The sequence below is a fragment of the Pseudoalteromonas sp. M8 genome, from assembly GCF_018141365.1.
Lineage (GTDB): Bacteria > Pseudomonadota > Gammaproteobacteria > Enterobacterales > Alteromonadaceae > Pseudoalteromonas.
Genome location: NZ_CP047239.1, coordinates 558,032 through 579,890 on the forward strand (window position 1 = coordinate 558,032; position 21,859 = coordinate 579,890).

Sequence of the window (21,859 nt, forward strand, 5' to 3'; positions counted from 1 at the left end):
ACGCGGCGATCTCTTGCACCCCATTACAGAGAACCAATCCCTCACACAACCTTTCGACGCTCCCAACCCCAGCAAAGCGCCAAAGCAAACACACCACTTGCGTAGGTTACATACAAAGGCACTGAGGTGTCGGCATCCTCAGCATACATAAACACACTCGACATCACCCAAGCTACAGCTGCACCAATCAACAGCCATACCGCCGCAGAATACAGCTTATACACTGGCGCACTCAAATAACCCGACAGCACCACGCAAGCCGCTGCTACACCGCCTATCACCGGCTTTTTCCACCAGCCCACATATTCAGCCAACATCCCAGCTAAGGTTGCTGACACGACAAAAGTCACGATGACGATTACGATAGACAGTAAAAATTTAAGGGCTTGGTTCATAATTCACCTTTGCAAAATCACGGACTACTGAACATAGTCCACAACATCCATAGATCTAAAGTTGAGATGCTTTTCTTCATGATGTTCTGCATCCAGTACTACTGACAAGTACGGAGCAAATACCATTTTTTCATCCGATGAGAGCTCAAACTCCATTTTAAACATTCGCTTACTTCCTACAGGTACAGTAAAGTAATCAGAGTTATAACTACCATATCGCTTTTCACCTACATAGTATGCAAGTAATCTAGCTTGACTATCTTTGTGGTCAATCGCATAACTTTTATTTCTAATCCTAAAAGCATTATCACGAGGAAGCAGATTAATAGCGTAAAAGGAGCAAGTAAGATTTTTACCGCGCTTTTCACATTTATCCTTCTTTACTTCAAACCCCGCGTAGTGTTGAAAAGTTTTGACGGGGCCATCGTACTCATCGTTGAACATGGAAAGTGATATCCAAGGATCTTTTAGAAACATCCCGGCTGAAAAAAATGTTGCGCATACAAACACAGTTGAAATTGACTTTATGAATCTCCTAAAAGTGCTTAGTCCAGCTCGCTCAAATTGATAATACAAATAACTTATCATCACCACACTAAGCACCAAAATTGGTATAAAGCGAATCAAGCTACTACCAGAATAAAGCACGTAGGCCTTCACTATCTCAACAAGATCAGTTGCATAAGCACCAATAACGATACTGGTTATAAAAACGGTAAAAGCAACAAATTTATTAAATGAAAATAAAGCCGCTTCTTTTACTGTGTTGCGTTGTTGTGACGCTGAGCCATCCATTTGTTTGCGTGTCCTAGTTACTAAAGTTGTGAAATACAACCAAAGTTTTTATCGATAAATCAATTTACAATCCATCTACATAGAGTTCAAGCTATAACCTATCACCCGTTATGTTGATAGAGAAACCTCTCTGGTTGTTAACCAGCTCCTCTTTGACGCTAATAGCTCATATCTACGCTGCGCTAATTCTCAGAGAGTCTCTACACCTCTCTCAATCACGCAAACGTCACAAACTCCTCATTGGCTTTCATTACTTCATACTCTGGATTTCTTGCCACTATAATAGGTATCGTTCTATGGCGATCATGGTATTTGTAATCGAGTCTGCATTGTTCGCCGTGATACGCTCGAGTAATAGCAAATCCCCATCTAAGATCGGGTATTTACCACCGTTCATAGAGTGACCACGAGCATGAGCTAAGAAGTGTTTTTCAAGGTCAACTTTTCCACATCCCGATGGAGCTGGCATGAAGGACATTTCGCTACTTTCACCAGTTTTAAAGTGGCCGCAGGCAATTTTTAAATTAGGAAATTGTGGCAGCTGTACTACTTGGTTATCTCTATTTAACTTAGCAACTAGGTCTCTAGGAGAGTGTGTATCAAAAAGTGCATAAGACTTGTTCAAAAAGCTGTAGTGGTTACCACCAAAGTGTTAGATATCTTTTGCCAGACCATTAAAACTAGGGTTAAACCAAGCCCGTAGAAATAACAACTATAGATAAGCTAGCCTGATACAAAGCATTACAGCTATTTTTATCACTTTACTGGCTTAGTCGGTGTTTTACCTGTTGTTAGTTCGGTGTAGAGATCCTGCGCTACCTTATATAAAGGTTTGCTTGTAGGCTGGCTATGCGAGGTGCCGATTCGGTTTACAACTTTTCCACATTCACCTACATTGGAAATGTAGCTTGGGTTTCAACAGGAAAGTCGCATGCACTTTAAAAATAAAATAACAAACGAGCGTTCTTACAATACCGGTGGCAGTGAGGCGAGTAGTCTTGAAAGCGATCGTGGGCGTATTATCAACAGTGCTGCGCTTAGACGGCTGCAACAAAAAACCCAGGTGTTTCCGCTTGAGCGCAATGCGGCGGTGCGTTCGCGCTTAACGCACTCTCTGGAGGTGCAACAAAACGGCCGTTACATTGCTAAAAAAATTGTTGATGCGCTGGTGCAGCAAGGTAGGCAAGATTTGCTGCAATATGGAGATAAAAACGGCCAGCAGGTGGATTTGTCTGAGTGTTTGGTCACTCTGTCTGAAATGGCCTGCTTAATGCACGATATTGGTAACCCTGCGTTTGGTCACTTTGGCGAGGCCGCTATCAATGATTGGTTTAAACGCTATTTGAGCCAGCATCAACAGTTTGCAAAAAGTGCTCGAGCGGCGCTTAGGTATGGCTCAAAGGAGAGCAAAGCGTCGGATCTGGCGGTGCTGAATCAAGAAATGGAGTTACTGCTCGATATTTGTAGTTTTGAGGGTAACGCCCAAGCCATTCGCGTTATTCATACACTTTCTCGGCTTAACCTTACCTATTCACAATGTGCCACTGTGATGAAATATACCCGCTGCGCGACTACACCTAAATCAACCGTAGCCATTGATAAGTCTTATTTGCAAAAGAAAGCGGGATACTATTTTAGTGAAAGTGGGTTTGTTAGTGAGCTGTGCGACAAGTTACAGATCCAAGTGGGTAATCGACACCCGGTTACTTATATCATGGAAGCGGCTGACGATATTGCTTATTGCCTTGCCGATATGGAAGACGCTGTAGAAAAAGGCATTATTAGCGTAGATGAGTTAACGGGCTGTTTAATAGAGGAATATCAAAATATCGCGGCAGGGTTTGGGATCACCGATGACAAGCTATTAGAGCTTATGAGTAAAAAACTGCACTATGCCAATGACAAAGCCAGCAAGCATATGGCGAATTTTGATAATGAGTTTTTTATTTGGCTCCGCGTGGGGTTGTTGCACCCGCTTGCAGAACATGCCAAAACGCGTTTTATCGATAACATTAAAGCGATTTACGAAGGGAGTTTTAATGCTTCGTTACTGGAGGATAACAGCCACTTTCATGCCATTGTAAAGTCATTGAAAACGGTGGCGGCCAACAAGGTGTTTTCGAATAAAGAAGTCGAGCAGTTGGAGCTTCAAGGCTACAAGATCACCAGCAGCATATTGAATGAATATCAGCGAGTGCTTGACTTAAACGCTGATGAATTTAACGCAGCATTAAATGGCGGCCATGACTTTGCGATAGAGTCACGATTGATTAATCGAATTTCCAAAAAGTATGTTGCGGTATACCGCGAGACGGTCGCGCAGCTTAGTGAGGCTGAGCAAGCCGAGCCGATTTTTGAGTTTTATTATCGCTGCCGCCTTATTCAGGATTTTATTAGCGGTATGACGGACCAGTTTGCCTATGATACCTATCGAGCATTGAACGCGTTGGATTGAGGTTGAGGGAGTGAGCGCGCGGTCTTGTTGAAAAGATCGCCGCGTAAAGCGGCTCCTACCAGCGGTGATATTTGGGCAATTATCTAGTGGCAGTGTTGTGTGATGGGAGTGGGTTCACCCCACGATATTGTTGAAAATCTCACGGCGTAAAGCGGCTCCTACACAAGATAGTAAGCGGATTTATTCTGCTAGAAAAGATGTCTGTCGCGGCGTAAAGCCGCTGCTACGAGCGAGCTAAAAGGTGGAGAAAATCTCACGGCGTAAAGCGGCTCCTACACATGGTAGTAAGCGGATTTATTCTGCTAACACAGATGTCTGTCGCGGCGTAAAGCCGCTGCTACGAGCGAGCTAAAAGGCGGAGAAATGATCGCCGCGTGAGGCGGCTCTTACCCAAGTGGCAATAAAAAGAGGTGCAAATTGCACCTCTTTTGACTTTTGTAATCTAGTAATGCTTTACATGGGTATTAAAACGTCACGTTGACACCAAACCAAATATTGCGGGCTTTGTCTTTTACATTGTAGTCATCACTAAATACCACTTCGCTTACCACACCACGGCCGCTTAGGTATTCGTATTTACCATCGCCGTTTAAGTCGCTGTAATCTGTGCTATAAGACGTAAAGTCTTCATCCAATAAGTTATTGATACGCGCAAATACAGTAACATTGTCGTTAAAGGTGTATTTAGCACCTAAGTGCAGTAGGTTGTAGTTTTTGTAGTACATGGCTTTGTCTAGGTTATTGTCCCAGCCACGGTAACGATCAGAGCGCATTTCAGCATTTAGCGTTAGTGAGAACTCGTCTGTTACTTGCCAGTTTACCGTGGCATTTGCCATGTGTTCAGCGGTATTGGTTAGTGGTTGACCTTCTTGAGGGCCACTCTTTTGCTCGCTGTCTGTCCAAGTGTAGTTCGCGTAAAGTGAAACTGCATCAGTGAACTGGTAACGACCTGCAAGTTCAATACCTTGGATCTCAACTTTGTCGATATTGATTTTTTGGCTGTAAGTATCGTAACCAAGCTCGTCGTATACGCCCAAATTCACGCATGGTTTTACACCATTGGTTGCAGAGCAGCTCTTGATGGTATCACCACGGGCGATCTTATCGTCAAACTCTGTTGAGAAGTAAGTGATATTAAAATTGTGGTTCTCTGTTGGGTGCGTCCAATACAATGCAACTTCGTTGTTTACACTAGTTTCTGGTTCAAGATCTGGGTTACCAGCAAACGGCGACGTACCTTGACCACCAAAGCCGGTAATACCATTGTATAAGTCAGTCGTTTGTGGCGTTTTATAACCGGTGCTGATCCCGCCTTTTACTGTCCAATCGTCAGACAGCTCATACACACCGTATAGACGCGGAGAAAGTTGGCTACCAAATACATCGTGGTTATCATGACGGACACCCACTGTAACTGTTAGAGGATCGCTCAGGCTCCAGTTATCTTCTACAAATAGAGAGTACATTTGGTGTTCCTGAACGCCTTGATCAACGCCAGACTCCATACCAAATACGCCATCTTGTAATTCACCGTCAACCCACTGACCGCCCACAACAAACACGTGATCGCCAAGTAAGTTGTCAACTGGAATATCCACTCGCGCGTCTAACGTATATTGGTTACTGTTAAGTGTACGCTTTGGACGTGGTAAGAATGTGCTTTCAGCAAGCGCTTTACGTTCTGCTTCTTCCATATCGGCATATTTACCACTGCCATCGTACATGGCTTGTAGTAGTTTACGCTCTGCAACAGAAAGCGGCATAGTACGGCCATTGTTATCGGTATCAACAAACGCCAATGACACAAAGGTTTCAATATCACCAAAAGTACCTTGATGCGTTAGTGACCACCAGCTTCTGTCAAATTCTTGATCCGCCGCATAACCTGCACGTGGATTTACCTTACCACGACTGTCTTGCCAGATTGATTCGATGTTGTCTTTGGTGCCAAGTGGATAGGTAATTTTGCCCGACTCAACGTCGTAGTTTGGTGTATTATCGTACTCTTGATTTGAGATATCATAATCAAAAGTAACTGTGTGGTTGTCGTTTGGTGTGAACACAAACGTCGCACCAAGTTGTGTATTGGTATTGTCAACCGTTCTACCACCACTACCAAAACCGAGTTCACGATGATGCAGCTCACCATTTGGATCGGTTGCAGGTGAAAACTCAGGGTTCGATGCTTGACGCTCATAAATACTACCGCGAGCAGAAAAGTTGAGTAAACCTTTAACTAAAGGCCCATAGATACTGAAATCTGTGGTAATGTCATCACCAAACTGGTCGTTTGTTTGTAGGCTTCGGCCAAAATCGATGCTGCCAGTCCATTCATCTACTGACTTTTTAGTAATAATGTTGATTACGCCGCCCATCGCATCTGCGCCGTAAAGTGTAGAGGCAGGTCCCCTAATGACTTCAATTCGCTCAATGGCACTTTTAGGTGGAATATGGTTAAACGCGTTACCACCAAAGTTATTTGGGTAGATATCACCGTGATTGTTTTGACGCTTACCGTCAATAAGTAGCAGCGTATATTCACCTGTTAAACCACGCATGCTCACACTGCCTTGGCCGGTTTTATCTCGAGTTGTGCCAATATCCACGCCCTCTTGGTACTTCACGGCATCAAGCAAAGTCGTATAGGACTGAGCTTGAATATCCTCAGCCGTGATCACTGAAATACTCGCTGGTGCTTCTGGTATTTTTTGCTCAAAGCCGGTTGCAGTTACAACGATGCGTTCCATATCTGGCTGCGCTTTTACTGAATCTGCAAAAGCAACAGGACTAAGGGCAGAAAGCACCAAAGCAGAGAGTACACCACGTTTAAAAGGCGTGTTTGTCATTGTTAATATCCCAAAATTTATTGCATTAAAGTAAATTTTGGCGAGTACTCTAAATGGAAACTGAACAAAAGTCAAAAATATTGATAATTAATCTCATTTGCATTTTTGATTTAGATCACATTTAAGGGACGTTGTAGGTTTATTGATTTCTCTTAGTCTTGCTCATGAAGAGATCGCCGCATAAAACGGCCCCTACCACATATTTAAACCCTTAGTGGGAAATGCTTTATGCGTATTCATTAGAGACAAGATCGCGGGGTGAATCCGTTCATACAAAATACTTAACCCCTTAGTGGGAGGCGCTGTAGGCGGCGATCAGTAAAGAAGAGACCACCGTGTAAAGTGCTTCCTACGTGCTAAACAGTAAACTCCCTCGCATTATCGTTGAGACGGTGGCTGGTTTGCTCTAACTGCTCAACAATGGCCATAAACTCATTCATCCGCTTAATCGCTTCTTTAGAAATATCACTCAGGCCATTGATATTGGTGTTAATGTCTTCGGTTACCGATAACTGCTCCTGTGAGGCGGTAGCAACCCCCTGAGTCAAATCTTTGATTTTGCTTACAGCTTCAAAGATGCTGTCGAGCACTTCGGAAGATACCATCACCTGCTCTTCCGTCGCTTGCACTTGGCGCTGACTTTGCTGAATGGCGGTATTCGCACTCCCCGCTTTGGTTTGCAGCTGGTTGATGATATCGCGAATTTCTTCTGTGGATTTTTGGGTTCTTTGTGCAAGGGTTCTTACTTCATCTGCAACAACAGCAAAACCGCGGCCTTGCTCTCCCGCCCTTGCCGCTTCGATAGCAGCATTTAATGCAAGCAGGTTAGTTTGCTCCGCAATAGCCTGGATAACGCTCACTACATTTGACACTTGGTCACTTTGCTCAGTCAACTCAGAGATAATATTAGCAGTTTCGTCAAAGCGCACTGACAACTCACTAAATTGCTGGCTGGTTTGCGACATCACTTCCATCCCCCGCTGTGCTTCAAGTTCAACCTGATTCGCATAATCTGCGGTACTCACGGTACTGGACGTGACCTCATTGAGTGTCGCGGTCATTTCTTCCGCAGCCGTAGCAATGGTTTCAAGACGGGCGTTTTGTTCTTCGCTTATCTCTTTGTTACTGCGAATAAAGTGCGCCACTTCTTTGGAAGATTGCGACATCGCGCCACCCGCTGAGCCGATGTTCGTTACTGTATTTTTAAAGCTACTGAGCATACGATTTACGATATTGGCCACCGCTTTAATCTCAGTTGCACCGCTTTCGTCTACCGTTTTTCTAAGATCGTTTGAATTACCTATCTCTTCAAAAGTCCTACCAAGTAACTCTATCGGTTTCACGATACGACGACGAACTAAGTACACGCCAAATAAACTGAAGCATACGGTTATCACTAACATCATCATAGCCCACAAAACATAAGACTCTACAGCACTGTGAGCTCGCACAACATTTTGTTTGGTGCGGCTTTCAAGTTCAGTAAAAAACGATTCAACTGGCTTCATGATGTTGGCTTTATAGCGATGATAATCATCACTGTGGGTAAGCTTAACCGCTTTGTTCAAATCGGGCTCGCCTTGGATGGTGTAATTACCGGCACTATCTTTAAACTTACCTTTTACGGCGTTCATGGCTTCAACTTCTAATGCAACAAGGCCATCGGAATTGGCTTGTGCCTCACTTAAGTAGTTGAGCTCTTTTTGGCTAAAGCCCGCCGCTTTCATAGCATCGAGTAATACTTCTCGCTGACCGTCTGGTTTTGGTTTCTCACCATAGTTAAGCACCAAATCCCAATAAATTTTATGGTAGCCTTCAGGCCTTGGCTTTTCACCATTACGGATCGCTAATACATCCATATACATCTTTTCGTATTTATCGTTACCAGTTACCGCATAAGTTCTGCCCAATCGCGTTAAATCGTCGGAGCTTTGTCTTAATTCGTCGGCCAGTTGATAAGCTTTATATCGGTTGTCCGCCATTTGCTCAAAATCAAGCAAGGCGTTGTACATGTTAACAACCAATAAGGTAACGATGACGACAAAAACAATAATGCCACCGAATATAGTGGTCATGAGGATACGGATAGAGTTTAACTTCATGATTCTAGCCTTTATTAAAGCGTTCACAATAAAGACTAGTGCAGGGGTTGAGATTCTTCTAGCATAGAATTAGGAACAAATGGAGTTGACATAATAACAGTGAGAGCCAAATCAAAAGATCGCGGAGTAAACCCGCTCCTACCACATATTCAAATCCTTGGTGGGAGCCGCTTTATGCGGCGATAATTAGAAAAAAGATCGCGGGATAAACCCGCTCCTACCACAATAAACACCGCTTAAATACTGGCAGGCATGCCCATGCAGCTTGCGTAGTAAGTGGTCGTTGCTGGCCAATCAGAGAATACGCCGATTACGCCAACCTCTTTGGCCAATACATCTAGCACTTTAAAGGTATCACCATCGTTATCTATCATCGCCTCACCTGACAGACTTCCGTTGATGCTTTGGTAATACCAACCACCACCGCTGGCTAAGTGACCAGAGCGCTCTAGTGTCCAAGTGATGATCCCAAGCCCTGCTGCTTTTGCAGCTTTGGCATATGGTGAGGGAACGATTTTCCCCCCTTCTTCGGTTAATAACATCCAAAGTGGCGGTGCGATAATGTTAACACCATCCGCTGCAAGCTCTTCCATCGTTGGTGAAAGTAGCTCTGGGTTATGCACGATTTGCTCTGCTGATACCATGGTTTCATTGTCTACTGCTTGCGCTTCGTATCTGTCGTCCAAATACACTGCCTGTGCACCAAACTCTGGATTTTCTTTTATCCAATAGACGACATCGTCACGATTAAATGACTGCGCCCAGACATTTTTTGGATCTACATTTGCGGCTTTATATTCGTCGATCATTTTTTGTGCGTAGGCTTCTTGTGTAAAACCGTCAAAAGGCATGGCGACAGACGGAGTCTTCAGCTCTGGCGTCATTTTCACGCCTAAACTTTTAAATAACTCAATACTCTGGGCATGGGTCATTAAAGTGCCACGGCTCGAATATAAATCGGTGCGCCAATTTGCCGTGCCATCCATATATTCCGCTACAGTTGTAGCCATTGAGTTCGCGGCATCCATTTTACCTTTTAATGTCTTAAACTCAGCCAAAGTAATGTCGCTGGTACAACACATAGCTTGGGCTGCAATTCCATTTTCAGGATCGCCTGGTACAAATGGTGTTGTACATTTTTGGCCTAAATCCGTTGCTAAGATATTTGTTGTAGTGTGTAAATCACATTGTGAATGGCGACAAACCAGCTCTTTGTCTTTGGTAAAAGCAACGTCACACTCTAAAATCCCAGCACCCATTTTAGCTGCCGCAATATAAGATTCTTTGGTGTGTTCAGGAAACTGCATTGGCGCACCACGGTGTCCAATTGAAAAGTCTGTTTTATAAAAAGGTCCGTTAGCACACTGCTCAAGCTTAGTTTTGAGTGCACTGTCTTCCATATCTTGAATCAAGAAATCAGGCCGTGTGCCCACTTGCATGGCACTTGCGCTACCTGCTGGCACTTCCACAATTACCGGAACTTCAACGACTTTTATTTCAGTCTCCGTTGTGATCACCGGCTTTTCAACCTGCACAACCTCCACAGAATCATCATCACATGCACTCAGTAATAATGCAGCTACGATCGCAGAACAAACGCTTATCTTATTCATTGTAATACCATTATTATTTTAAAGAAGGCTTACGCTAGACGCTTTGTATTACGATTACGGGAACAAATCATGATTTTTTGGTTACATATTTTTAACTAAATATAACTCCCCTGACTGGATAATGGTTGTGTAATTTGAATATAAAGAAAAAGAGCCTGCAGTTAACAGACTCTTAGATGCGAGATAATTACCTAAGCGTTTAATTAACTATTTGACCTCTTAACTCACCACTTGGATTTGCTGGTGTATGCACATTCACGTAGTGACCACCGCCAGCCAGAATCGCAAATATTTCCGCTGTCAATGCAGCATTGGCCGGAGCCATCCAGCGATTGACATCACTACTATCTTGCATTAACGTTAGTAAAACAGGGCCGTTTTCACCAGCAATACCAGTATGTATATGCGCAGCCGTTGCATCGGCAACACCTGAGGTGAGGACTTGTAATTCAAGGTCGAAGCCGTTTCGATTTACCAAAGCATATCCACTACCAGTAGCTGTGGTTGTAACGGCTGGGACTTCTTGCTCGCCACTCAATGGAAACGCTACCAAAGTGTAGTTGTCAGTGAGGATCTGGCCACGTAGTTCACCACTCGCATTTGCTGGTGTATGCACATTAACATAGTGACCACCCGACGCGAGCACTGCAAAAATCTCAGCATTGATCATGGTGTTGTCTGGCGTCATCCATACATTCATATCATCGGTGCTTTGCTCAAGGCCAACTAAAACATCACCATTCATGCCGATCCGACCGGTATGAATATGTGCCGCCGTTGCATCCTCAACACCGCTAGTGACAACTCTGAGCTCTACTTCATAGTTATCAGTGTTAACAAGGGCATAGCCATCACCGGATGCCATTGTTGCTACTGCTGGCACTTCCTGTTTGCCGGATAAGTCAAATGTAGCAACTGCGTAATTGTCCGTCAGGATTTGGCCGCGGATCTCACCATTTGTTAGCTCTGGCGTGTGAACATTGACGTAGTGTCCACCCGAGAGCAAAACATTCAACGTCGCTTCGTCGATCATCGTGTCATCGGGAGTTACCCAATCTGTCATTACTTCGTCGTCCTGCTCTAACACCACAAGCACATCGCCGTTCATACCAATGCGGCCAGTGTGAATATGTGCAGCAGTGGCACCATCAACGCCCATAGTCACCGCGCGAAGGTAAAGCTCGCCGTCGGTGCTGTCGTATGACGCATAACCATACCCCATGGCACTACTTTCATTCATTGGCACCTGTTGTGAGCCATCTAATTTGAACGTGATCACGCTTACCGTGTCAGGCACAATCTGAGCGCGTAACTCGCCGTTTGGAAAGGCTTCGGTGTGTAGATTAATATACCAATCACCATCCAACATATCCTCAATTAGATCCTCAGACAGATCTGTGATCGGAATACTCACTTTATTGTCATCTGATGCTTCAAAGGCGAATGCCACATCGCCATTCGCCCCCAAATCACCATCGTGAATATGTGCAGCACTAAAACCTTCGACGTTGCTGTAGTCGAGTGTTGCTCTGAGTTGCATCAGATTTTCATCAAGCTCAACTGTTGCGGAAGCGGTTTGCATTGACGTATTCATCGGCACTTCTTGCTTTCCTGATAACATCAATTCAAAGGTCTTAGTCGCTGAAAACTCTTGGGCTGGCGGCGGTGGCGGAGGTGTAACAGTATCGTTATCGTCATTATCGCTGCATGCCATAAGAAGCATGAAGCTGGCACTTACTATAAACTTTTTCATTATACTCATCCTGTAGACTCGGTTAAAAAGAATGACTTTTGTCACCCATAGCTAACCCTTACGAACAGCTTTGAATAAAAGTTCATCAAACTTGCAAAATTATTGTATATTTTTTGTCTGTACCTAATTGCACCAACCGCAATACCAACTTTTGCCTGATCACCCTTTGATACCGATGGTACTAACGCTTGAATGGCATTACTTCCAGCTCAGTGATATCAATGAATTTCTCACAATAATTGTGAAACCTCATTGCCATATAAGAGTCATATTTTTGTGATTAAGTAGCTGCTTTAACAATAATAATCAGGATATTTTATGTTTAAGCACTCACTTATCGCGCTCTCTTTGCTTGCTCTTCTCACTGGCTGTTCACTTGATGGTGACGATGGCGCAACAGGCTCGCAAGGGCAACAAGGCGTTGCCGGACAAGATGGTAACGATGGTCAAAATGGTACAAATGGCTCCGACGGCCAAGATGGAGCAAACGGACAAGACGGAACCAATGGCACTAACGCCAATAGCATGCTTGAAATAAGTCTTGTGGGACGCGCAGTGCTTAATGCAGAAAGCCCTGAAGGCGCCGCTGAAATTGTCGCTTACCAAGCATCCAAAAAATGGATATATGCCATTAATAGTTCAGGCAGTGCCGCTGTGGTTGAAGTTATTCCAGCAACCAGCTTTGATACGGCCGCTCTGGTCAAAAATAATGAAGGTGTTATTACCACTACAAATTTAACATCAACCATGACAATCAACTTAAACGACAATACCCCCGGCGACGCAAACAGTATTGCAGTTGACGAAAACAACCAACTATTGGCAGTTGCAATGGCTGCCAAGACTACGGGTGGCGCAGGACAAATCGCTTTTTATGATATCTCAGGTGCAACTCCGGCCTTTGTTAAAAATGTAACGGCGGGTGCACTACCTGATATGGTTACCTTTACTCATGATGGCAGCAAAGTCGTGGTCGCAAATGAAGGGGAACCCGCAGGTGACTACAGCGTTGATCCTGAAGGTAGCATCAGCATTATCAACATTACAAATGGCGTAGTTGCAAATACAGCAATACAATTAAACTTTAGCGCATTTAACACCAAGCAAGCTGAGCTAGAAGCACAAGGCATTGTCTTCGCCAATCCAACTGGTCGCACTATCAATGGCAAACTTATTAATACGACAGTTGCGATGGATTTAGAACCGGAATATGTCACCATCTCTAAAGACAACCGCTTCGCCTATGTTTCAATTCAAGAAAACAACGCACTCGCTATCGTAGATCTCAGTGACAATAGCCTTAATTTAGTCGGTTTGGGATTCAAAGACTGGTCAAATTACACCATGGATGCCTCGGATAAAGATAAAAAGATCAATTTTAAAAAGTACCCCGGTCTTTACGGCATGTATCAGCCAGATACTATCTCTAGCTACACGTGGAAAGGCGCGAACTTTATTGTCTCTGCCAATGAAGGTGATGGTAGAGAATACTTTTTTGATGCTGCGGATGAAGCCGACTGCACCGCAAAAGGTGGCCTAGATTACGATAAAGATGATGGTTGTTTAGCGTACATTGATGAGAGCCGTGCCGAAGATCTTACCTTAGCAAGCAACTTTGCTTATCTCAATAATGACGATGACGACATTGGTCGCCTTAAAGTTACAACGGTGAAAGGCGATGAAAATAATGACGGCCAATATGAAGCGCTGTACACCTATGGTGCACGTTCATTCACCATTTGGGATAGCAACGGCCTTGTGGTGTTCGACTCTGGCGATCAAATCGAGCGGATCACAGCCTCCGTGCATGGCGCACAATTTAACAATGATGAAGACACCAATGAAGGCGATACGCGATCTGATGCAAAAGGCCCAGAGCCGGAAGCACTAGCGCTTGGTCAAATTGGTGAACGCACTTTTGCATTCGTTGGCTTAGAGCGTATGGGTAGTATCATGGTTTACGATATCACCAATCCTTACGATGTTAAGTTTGAAGATTATTTTTACAACCGCGGATTAGTTGAAGATGCCGAAATCAGTGGCGACTTAGCCCCAGAGGGCATGGCATTTATTCCTGCCGACAAAAGTGCAACTGGCAAAGCCTTATTGGTGATCGGTAATGAAATTTCCGGCTCAGTTGCAGTATGGCAAATCGCTGAAAAATAAAGCATTCACATTATGTCGCTGTGGGAGGTGCTCTATGCGCCGATCTTGATGAAAAGATCGCGGGGTGAATCCGCTCCTACAACATACTTAAACCCTTGGTGGGAGCCGCTTTACGCGGCGATTATTTGGGAAAAGAGCGCGGGGTGAACCCGCTCCCACAACATACTTAAACCCTTGGTGGGAGCCGCTTTACGCGGCGATTATTTGGGAAAAGAGCGCGGGGTGAACCCGCTCCCACAACATATTCGAGCCCTTGGTGGGAGGTGCTTTACGCGGCGATCATTGGGGAAAAGAGCGCGGGGTGAACCCGCTCCCACAACATACTTAAACCCTTGGTGGGAGCCGCTTTACGCGGCGATTATTTGGGAAAAGAGCGCGGGGTGAACCCGCTCCCACAACATATTCGAGCCCTTGGTGGGAGGTGCTTTACGCGGCGATCATTGGGGAAAAGAGCGTGGGGTGAACCCGCTCCCACAACATATTCGAGCCCTTGGTGGGAGGTGCTTTACGCGGCGATCATTGGGGAAAAGAGTGCGGGGTGAACCCGTTCCCACAACATATTCTAGCCCTTGGTGGGAGGTGCTTTACGCGGCGATCATTTGGGAAAAGAGCGTGGGGTGAATCCGCTCCTACAACATACTTAAACCCTTGGTGGGAGCCGCTTTACGCGGCGATCTTTAGGTTATTCTGACAATCCTTTAACCGTATTTGTGAGGTTTTCTGCACCTTGCTTTATTTCATTCATCACTTTGTTCACTTCATCGATTTGTGCAAGACCAAGCTCTGTGCTTTCAGACACCGTATTCATCAGTGCCGTGGCTTCTTTAGTTAACACTTCATTCTGATTTACTACATCATTGATTTCGTTGGTCGACTGCGAGGTACGTGCTGCTAAACTTCTTACTTCATCGGCTACCACCGCAAACCCTCTTCCCTGCTCGCCCGCTCTGGCGGCTTCTATCGCTGCATTGAGAGCTAACAAATTGGTTTGCTCCGCAATCGCGCTGATGGTGGACACAATTGCCGAAATCCCTTTTGACTGTTCATTAAGCTGTGCTATTGCGGCCATTGCACTTCGCACTTGATTAGAAATAAGCCCAGAGGTACTGACAGACTCTTGCAACAGCAAGCTTGCACGAGCTGCTATTTGCTCGGTTTGCTCTGATGTCACCTGCGCAACTTCGGCAGCTTGTGCGACTCGATGCGCTTTTTGCACCCGCGCCGTGATATTTGTTGCAAACTTTATCACTTTAATGACTTTGCCATGTTCATCAAAGATAGGGTTATACGTTGCTTCAATCCAAATATCTTCGCCATGTTTACCTAAGCGATGAAAGCGACCACTTTTATGCTGGCCTTTTGCCAGCTCTTGCCAAAAATGTGGCTGTTCTTTATAAAAGCTGTCGTCACAGAACATTCGATGATGCTGACCTTTAATCTCACTGAGTTTATAACCCACAGTAGCCGTGAAATTTGGATTCGCATCTAAAATAACGCCCTCTGGTGTAAACTCTATGGTTGCCATGGACTTATTGAGTGCGTTAGCTATCGCTTCTTGTGCTTTGATAGTGAGCTTTTCTGCTGTGATATCATTCGCAATTTTAACAATACGGGTGACTTTGCCATTCTCTTCAACTGGGAAATAGGTAGCATCAAGCCAAACTACATCACCTTTTTTGGTAAAGCGTTCAAAATTACCATACTGAGCCTGGCCACGTTGAAGGCTTGCCCAGAAACTGCGATATTCCGAAGAACTTACATAGTCTTTATGGCAAAAAATACGATGGTGCCGCCCTATCACTTCAGCCTCTGTGTAACCCACGACAGCAAGAAAATGTTGATTGACTGCTGCTATTTGACCATCGGGTGTAAATTCAATTTTTGCGACCGCTTCATCAATCGCAGAAAGTAATGCCCGAGCACGCTTGAGTTCAGCGGTCAAATTTTCAACTTCTTGATTTGGCTTTCGAAAAAAATTCATAAGCTATTCCATAACAAACAATATGCATGACCGCATTATTATCATAATTTTGGTAATAAAGTATGAATTATAGATAAGAAAGTGGAATTTGGTGCACTAGAGTATCCACCGAAGTAAAAACAAGCCGCGCGCTTACCACACAAGCAACGCGACTTGGCATTATATCAATTGTATTGACCAACCAGTGCAGCGCTTTGGTTAACTACTTCTGTACCATCAGACGGTAATCACCCGCACCGCTGTATGAATAAACCAAGATGCGGTAGTAACCTGAATTTGCCGTATAGTTAATTGACTCTTGTGAGGTCGGCGTCTCCGAAATGGCAACTTGTTGCCATGCACCACCTTGCCAAGCTTCGAGTTTCAAATCGAAGTCTGCGTTTGTAGGTCCCTCTAACGTAAGTGCGATTGTGCCACCGCTGTACTGAAACCAACTGCCGTCAGGTTGTATGGCTTGTTGCTTGTCCGTTAAGTATCCAGTGTAAACATCTCCCGCTGGTGGTGGGGTTGTACTACCGCTTACGGTAAATTGGATCTCTGCAGCGGGATCAGAAATATTGCTGATGGACAAGCCCGAGTCGCTTCCATTCCACCATAGCGCATTCGTCCCTTTGCTACTCAACGCATTCGGCAGTGTGGCGCTAAACTCTCCTGCCACATCAAATAAATCGCCATTATCCCCACGGTTTCGGCCATTTTCAGGATCTCGCTTGGCATCACCATGCTCCATTTGGATATACGGATACCATTCATTCGAGTTATTGCCCGCGGAATCAACGTGCCAAATAGCCAAACCTGAATCGAGTTGCTCTGAGTTTTGTCCCGATTGATGAATAGCCTCAATGTAAAAAGCTTCATTCGCGTTACTTGGGTTGGTCCATTTATATGAGCTATTAGCGCCTGAAATATGGCTGAGCCTTCCTGTTGGGGCATTGGCATTTACGGCTGGATTAAGTTCAGTTACCGTATCCCAACCAGCTATGGCTCTAAAGTGTGCAACAGGTGGCGTCGGCTTAAAACGGTTGGAAGCGCCAATCGCGCCAAACCCCATAACACCAAAACTTGCGACAGAGCCCTCTGAGCTGCCATCATAATCATAAAGATCGGGCCAATTTGTGATCAAGTGACCAGATTCATGGACAAAGGTGCCAATTGCAAGGCTATTTCCCATATCAGTGATTTGATAGCGATCGGTACACACGCCATCAGCACAAAAACGTGGACTGAGCCTTGCCATATGTGGCCATAAGCCTTTAGACCATGCACTATCAGAGTTGCCAGCATAAAAAATATTTAACCCACGGATCTGCCCGCTACCATTTGTAGTCAGCGAACTAAAATCAAATCCCTGTTGAAATTCAAGCCAATTTAGCGCTTCTTTTATGAGTTCTTGCGAGCGTACTGTTGAGCTTAATGCGCTATCCGCGTAATACGCTTTGTTTTTCTTTGCGGTGTAATAAGCCGTTACCGTATTGGTATAATCGAGCTTGCCTCCAGAGACCGACGAAAAATACCCTCTTACTGACTGCGCGTTACCAAATTCATTGTAATTTTGGTCATTTAAAAAACGCTCAACTTGCGCTTTTGTGATAGTGCCGCGCTCATCAGGGAAATCAATGATGATGGTTAACCCTTTTACTTGACCACTGATCTCAGCATTCAACGCCGTTTCATTGTTATTGCGTTCAAACTGATGCGTATGTACCAAGTCGACAGGTGTTTGGTTTTGACCCAACATTACTTGTTGTGCCGCTTTTACTTTTTTTGCAATAGCAGCGGATGATAATCCTTGCCGCTCAGTTGAAACTGAGCGACTTTTTATTCCCAGTTTTTCTTGTTCAGTAACTAACTTACCTGTTGATATAAGTCGCTCACCATCGGCCGAAACCTGAGCGTAAGCCATGCCTTTAAGCGAGGCGTCATACACTACAAGCTCGCCGTCAATTGTACGCTGCTGAGCAAAGTACGTATTACCATTAAGGATAAGTGTGATCACCTCACCACTTGGTTGGGTAAATTGGTACTGTTCATTTTTATAAGGTATAGCCGCGTTTACTGCGACACTGGTTGCCAATAATGACGTTGCGATAATTGCTGATGTTAATTTCATTTTTCCTTTCCTAGGTTACATGTTGTACAACTCGTTAACATACAGAAAGGATACAAAATTGCAACAACCACCAGCCCATTAAAGGTACAAAATTTATCAATTAGATAAATAACAAATAGTTACAACGATTACAATATCATCATTTTAGAAGCTTTTACATTTCAATGTGAGCAAAAAAAGCCCATTTAAACTATTTTTTTCAATTTATAGTTTACAAGTACTAAACATTACATTAGCATTGGTCTCGTTCCTTTGGGGCTGCACCTTTTTACCTGCGTAACTAGGCGTGCCTAAAGTCACAATTGAACTCCCGAGAAGTAGAGCTTGCCGACTAGGATGTTGGCATTATTGGGATTTCCTTGGCACAGCTTGTTGCTATTGGAGTTTTTATGCAGGCCAGTATGGCCTGCTTTTTTTTGTCCAAAATTCGCTTTAGACCAATTGCCGAGTGCGATTCAACTAGTTAAACTCAAAGTACATGTTCCTGATTTGATGTAAACCATGTCGGCACTACGTAAACCCATTTCGGTGTTAGTCGTAATATACAACGAGCATAATGAGTTTTTGCTATTACAAAGGGCAGACGACAAACACTTTTGGCAATCGGTAACTGGGGGAGTTGATCCCGGTGAAACTCCAATGGCTACCGCTTATAGAGAGTTAAAAGAAGAAACCAGCATTGACGCCGCGGCGCTTGGGATCACCATCCACTCGCATAATAAAACGAATCAATACACGATAAGACCACAGTGGCGCCATCGCTATGAACCGGGTGTTACCATGAACACTGAGCATGTTTTTAGTGTCCAAGTACCGTCATGGATCAGCGTGGTACTTGCTGAAGATGAACACACGGACTTTATCTGGCTAAACAAAACACACGCTTGTGAACGCGTCTGGTCCCCAAGCAATCGACAGGCAATAGAACTTATAGGAGTATGATTGAGCTATGTTTACATCATTAGGATCTTTACAAACACCATGTTTAGTTGTTGATAAAATTGCTTTTTTACATAACCTTTCACGCATGGAAAAGCATCTTGATGCTTTTAATGTGGCTCTTCGCCCACATTTGAAAACGGTAAAATCTACTGCAGCCGCAAACTATATTTTGGCCGACAAGCAAGCGGGATGTACGGTTTCCACCCTAAAAGAAGCAGAAACGTTTGCAGCGGAAGGTTACACCAATATCACTTATGCGGTGGGGATAACAGAGGATAAGTTACAACGCGTTCTTGTCCTTATCAATCAAGGTGTCAATTTAACCATACTACTAGACAGCATGGAACAAGCTATGTTTGTCTCTCAATTTTGCGCGGAAAATGGCTGTAAAATTAGTTGTCTGATAGAAATCGACTGTGACGGACATCGGGCAGGACTTAGTCCTAAAAACAAAGAGATCGTGACAATCGCAACCATACTGGAAAGCGGTGGTTTATATCAGGGCTTGCTTACACATGCAGGCGGCTCATACGCCTGTAACACCCTAGAGCAGCTAATACAGTTTGCAGAGAAAGAGCGCTCAGCGGTTGTGGCTGCCGCCTCGATGTTGGAAGAAGCCCAGATTGCCACAACAGTGCTGAGTATTGGCTCTACGCCAACAGCGCTGTCAACGCAAAACCTAGATGGGATCACTGAAGTGCGAGCTGGGGTCTACACATTCTTCGACCTTGTTATGGCTGGTATCGGCATATGTGATATCGAAGATATTGCACTAAGCGTGTTAACACGTGTCACTGGTATCAAGCGTAGTGAAAATAAACTCTTTATAGATGCAGGTTGGATGGCGCTTTCCAGAGACAGGGGTACCGCGAGTCAAGCGTTTGATTGTGGCTACGGCCTTGTGTGTGACCAAGAAGGTAATTTACTGCCTGGACTCAAAGTAACCTCAGCGAATCAAGAACATGGCGTTATTGAATGCGAACCTGGCTTCACCTTACCGGACGTGAAACATGGTGACCTACTACGTATTTTACCGAATCATGCATGTGCAACAGCCGCTCAACACTCAGGCTATCATGTGTTAAGTCATGATGACATCGAGTTTTGGCCAAGGTTTGGGGGGTGGTAGCTCTTCACCTTACAGCCTTTAACAATACAAATCCGATTCTCTAAAGCATAAAGTAAATTTACCAATGGTAATTCACAAATCGTTCATCTATATTAGGAACATGCATTTGATGCGAACAATTCTTATGTAGTAGGAGAGCTAACATGGATCCAGTCACACTTATTTTTGATTACCTTTTTACCATTCAAGCGTTTTTATTGATTTTCGTTATCGTGGTACTAAAAGGTAGTATCAAATTTGTCCCGCAGAACCGTGCGTGGATTATTGAACGTTTCGGCAAGTATCAATCCACTAAAGAAGCCGGCCTTAACTTTATTCTGCCATTTATCGATCGTGTAGCCGCCGATAGAAGCTTAAAAGAGCAAGCAGTTGATGTACCGTCTCAATCAGCCATAACCAAAGACAATATTTCATTGATTGTCGATGGTGTACTCTATTTTAGGGTTTTAGATCCGTATAAAGCGACTTACGGTGTTGACGATTATATCTTCGCGGTAACTCAGCTCGCGCAAACCACCATGCGTAGTGAATTGGGCAAAATGGAGTTGGATAAAACCTTTGAAGAACGAGATTTGCTTAACACCAACATCGTCACCGCCATCAACTCAGCTTCTGATCCGTGGGGCATTCAAGTACTGCGCTACGAGATTAAAGATATTGTGCCACCAAACTCTGTAATGGAAGCAATGGAAGCACAAATGAAGGCTGAGCGTGTGAAACGTGCTCAAATATTAGAATCTGAGGGTGACCGTCAAGCTGCAATCAATGTCGCAGAAGGTAAGAAGCAAGCACAAGTACTTGCAGCTGAAGCCGAAAAAGCAGAGCAGATCTTAAGCGCCGAAGGTGAAGCAAAGGCGATCATTGCCGTTGCAGACGCACAAGCTGAAGCCCTGCGTAAAGTCGGTGAAGCCGCAAATACCGAAGAAGGTCAAAAGGCCATCCAGCTTGACTTGGCAACAAAAGCCATTGCAGCAAAAGAAGCAATAGCCAAAGAATCTTCTGTGGTATTGCTGCCAGAAAGTGGCACTGATGCAAGCTCGCTTGTCGCACAAGGCATGTCTATTATTAACACATTGAATAAAAAGCAAGGGTAACGCCTATGGCCTTTTTACTTGAGCACTTAGCACAAACCTTAGTAGTACTAGGAATTGCTTGCCTAATTGTTGAGGTTGCTGTGCTTGGTTTTGCGACCTTTGTATTGTTCTTTTTAGGTCTATCGTTGGTGATAAGCGGCGGCTTAATGTACGCAGGTATGCTTGACCAAACTTGGCTAACTGCACTTTGGTTTAATGCGCTAGTCACGACATTACTGGCGGTGTTTTTATGGAAACCACTAAGACGTATGCAAGATGTAACTGACAACAAAGAAGTAACGAGTGATTTTGCTGAGCTTAGCTTTACGCTAGAAAAGGACTTAAATCCAGATAGTCGTATTTTTCATACTTATTCTGGTATTGCATGGCAACTAAAAAGTAAACAACCCATCACCGCAGGAACACAAGTCAAAGTGGTTAAAAAAGAGGTTGGAGCGTTTTGGGTAGAGCCAAATTAAGCCAATTGGTATAGCCTTGC

Annotated in this window: 15 protein-coding genes; 6 read left to right on the forward strand and 9 right to left on the reverse strand. The window is 44.3% G+C overall.

What is annotated here, in order from left to right:
* Window positions 1–41 precede the first annotated feature (41 nt).
* From GSF13_RS02210 to GSF13_RS02220, 3 genes are all read right to left on the reverse strand, one after another.
* A complete protein-coding gene (locus tag GSF13_RS02210) occupies window positions 42–395 on the reverse strand; it encodes a hypothetical protein (protein WP_206471145.1) in 354 nt (117 codons plus the stop codon).
* Between the two features lie 24 nt (window positions 396–419).
* A complete protein-coding gene (locus GSF13_RS02215; RefSeq protein ID WP_206471146.1) occupies window positions 420–1,190 on the reverse strand; it encodes a hypothetical protein in 771 nt (256 codons plus the stop codon).
* Between the two features lie 277 nt (window positions 1,191–1,467).
* Window positions 1,468–1,815 (reverse strand): hypothetical protein, encoded by a 348-nt coding sequence (locus GSF13_RS02220; RefSeq protein WP_206471147.1) that lies wholly within the window; start codon window positions 1,813–1,815, stop codon window positions 1,468–1,470.
* A gap of 306 nt (window positions 1,816–2,121) precedes the next feature.
* Between GSF13_RS02220 and dgt the strand changes: the two genes are divergently transcribed.
* The gene (dgt, locus tag GSF13_RS02225) at window positions 2,122–3,645 is read left to right on the forward strand and encodes a dGTPase (RefSeq protein ID WP_206471148.1); all 1,524 of its coding nucleotides are present in this window, start codon (window positions 2,122–2,124) and stop codon (window positions 3,643–3,645) included.
* A 464-nt stretch (window positions 3,646–4,109) separates the two neighbouring features.
* Here dgt and GSF13_RS02230 read toward each other — a convergent pair whose 3' ends face one another.
* The 4 genes from GSF13_RS02230 to GSF13_RS02245 all read right to left on the reverse strand — a co-directional run bounded on the left by GSF13_RS02230 (window position 4,110) and on the right by GSF13_RS02245 (window position 11,959).
* The gene (locus GSF13_RS02230; protein ID WP_174170664.1) at window positions 4,110–6,491 is read right to left on the reverse strand and encodes a TonB-dependent receptor; all 2,382 of its coding nucleotides are present in this window, start codon (window positions 6,489–6,491) and stop codon (window positions 4,110–4,112) included.
* 356 nt (window positions 6,492–6,847) lie between these two features.
* Complete coding sequence (locus GSF13_RS02235) at window positions 6,848–8,593, reverse strand: methyl-accepting chemotaxis protein (protein WP_206471149.1); 1,746 nt, start codon at window positions 8,591–8,593, stop codon at window positions 6,848–6,850.
* Between the two features lie 236 nt (window positions 8,594–8,829).
* Window positions 8,830–10,206, reverse strand: a complete 1,377-nt coding sequence (locus GSF13_RS02240) for a glycerophosphodiester phosphodiesterase family protein (protein ID WP_102058538.1) — start codon at window positions 10,204–10,206, stop codon at window positions 8,830–8,832.
* 199 nt (window positions 10,207–10,405) lie between these two features.
* Complete coding sequence (locus tag GSF13_RS02245; protein ID WP_211865885.1) at window positions 10,406–11,959, reverse strand: CHRD domain-containing protein; 1,554 nt, start codon at window positions 11,957–11,959, stop codon at window positions 10,406–10,408.
* A gap of 318 nt (window positions 11,960–12,277) precedes the next feature.
* Here GSF13_RS02245 and GSF13_RS02250 point away from each other — a divergent pair, with 318 nt between their 5' ends.
* Entirely contained in the window at window positions 12,278–14,125 is a 1,848-nt protein-coding gene (locus GSF13_RS02250; RefSeq protein ID WP_211865887.1) for a choice-of-anchor I family protein, read from the forward strand.
* Window positions 14,126–14,807: 682 nt separating this feature from the next.
* Here the strand turns inward: GSF13_RS02250 and GSF13_RS02255 are convergent.
* Both GSF13_RS02255 and GSF13_RS02260 read right to left on the reverse strand, forming a co-directional pair.
* Window positions 14,808–16,106, reverse strand: coding sequence for a PAS domain-containing methyl-accepting chemotaxis protein (locus tag GSF13_RS02255; protein ID WP_206471153.1), 1,299 nt, complete (start codon window positions 16,104–16,106; stop codon window positions 14,808–14,810).
* Between the two features lie 202 nt (window positions 16,107–16,308).
* Window positions 16,309–18,216 (reverse strand): M6 family metalloprotease domain-containing protein, encoded by a 1,908-nt coding sequence (locus tag GSF13_RS02260; RefSeq protein WP_174170659.1) that lies wholly within the window; start codon window positions 18,214–18,216, stop codon window positions 16,309–16,311.
* A 501-nt stretch (window positions 18,217–18,717) separates the two neighbouring features.
* Here GSF13_RS02260 and nudB point away from each other — a divergent pair.
* The 4 genes from nudB (at window position 18,718) to GSF13_RS02280 (ending at window position 21,839) form a co-directional block, all read left to right on the forward strand.
* Window positions 18,718–19,158, forward strand: coding sequence for a dihydroneopterin triphosphate diphosphatase (gene nudB, locus GSF13_RS02265; RefSeq protein ID WP_206471155.1), 441 nt, complete (start codon window positions 18,718–18,720; stop codon window positions 19,156–19,158).
* 7 nt (window positions 19,159–19,165) lie between these two features.
* Window positions 19,166–20,287 carry an alanine racemase gene (locus GSF13_RS02270; RefSeq protein ID WP_010607439.1) on the forward strand — a complete coding sequence of 374 codons (1,122 nt, stop codon included), beginning with the start codon at window positions 19,166–19,168 and terminating at the stop codon, window positions 20,285–20,287.
* Between the two features lie 143 nt (window positions 20,288–20,430).
* Window positions 20,431–21,381: an SPFH domain-containing protein gene (locus tag GSF13_RS02275; RefSeq protein ID WP_010607438.1), complete on the forward strand. Its 951-nt coding sequence runs from the start codon at window positions 20,431–20,433 to the stop codon at window positions 21,379–21,381.
* Between the two features lie 5 nt (window positions 21,382–21,386).
* A complete protein-coding gene (locus tag GSF13_RS02280) occupies window positions 21,387–21,839 on the forward strand; it encodes a hypothetical protein (RefSeq protein WP_010607437.1) in 453 nt (150 codons plus the stop codon).
* Window positions 21,840–21,859: the final 20 nt, after the last annotated feature.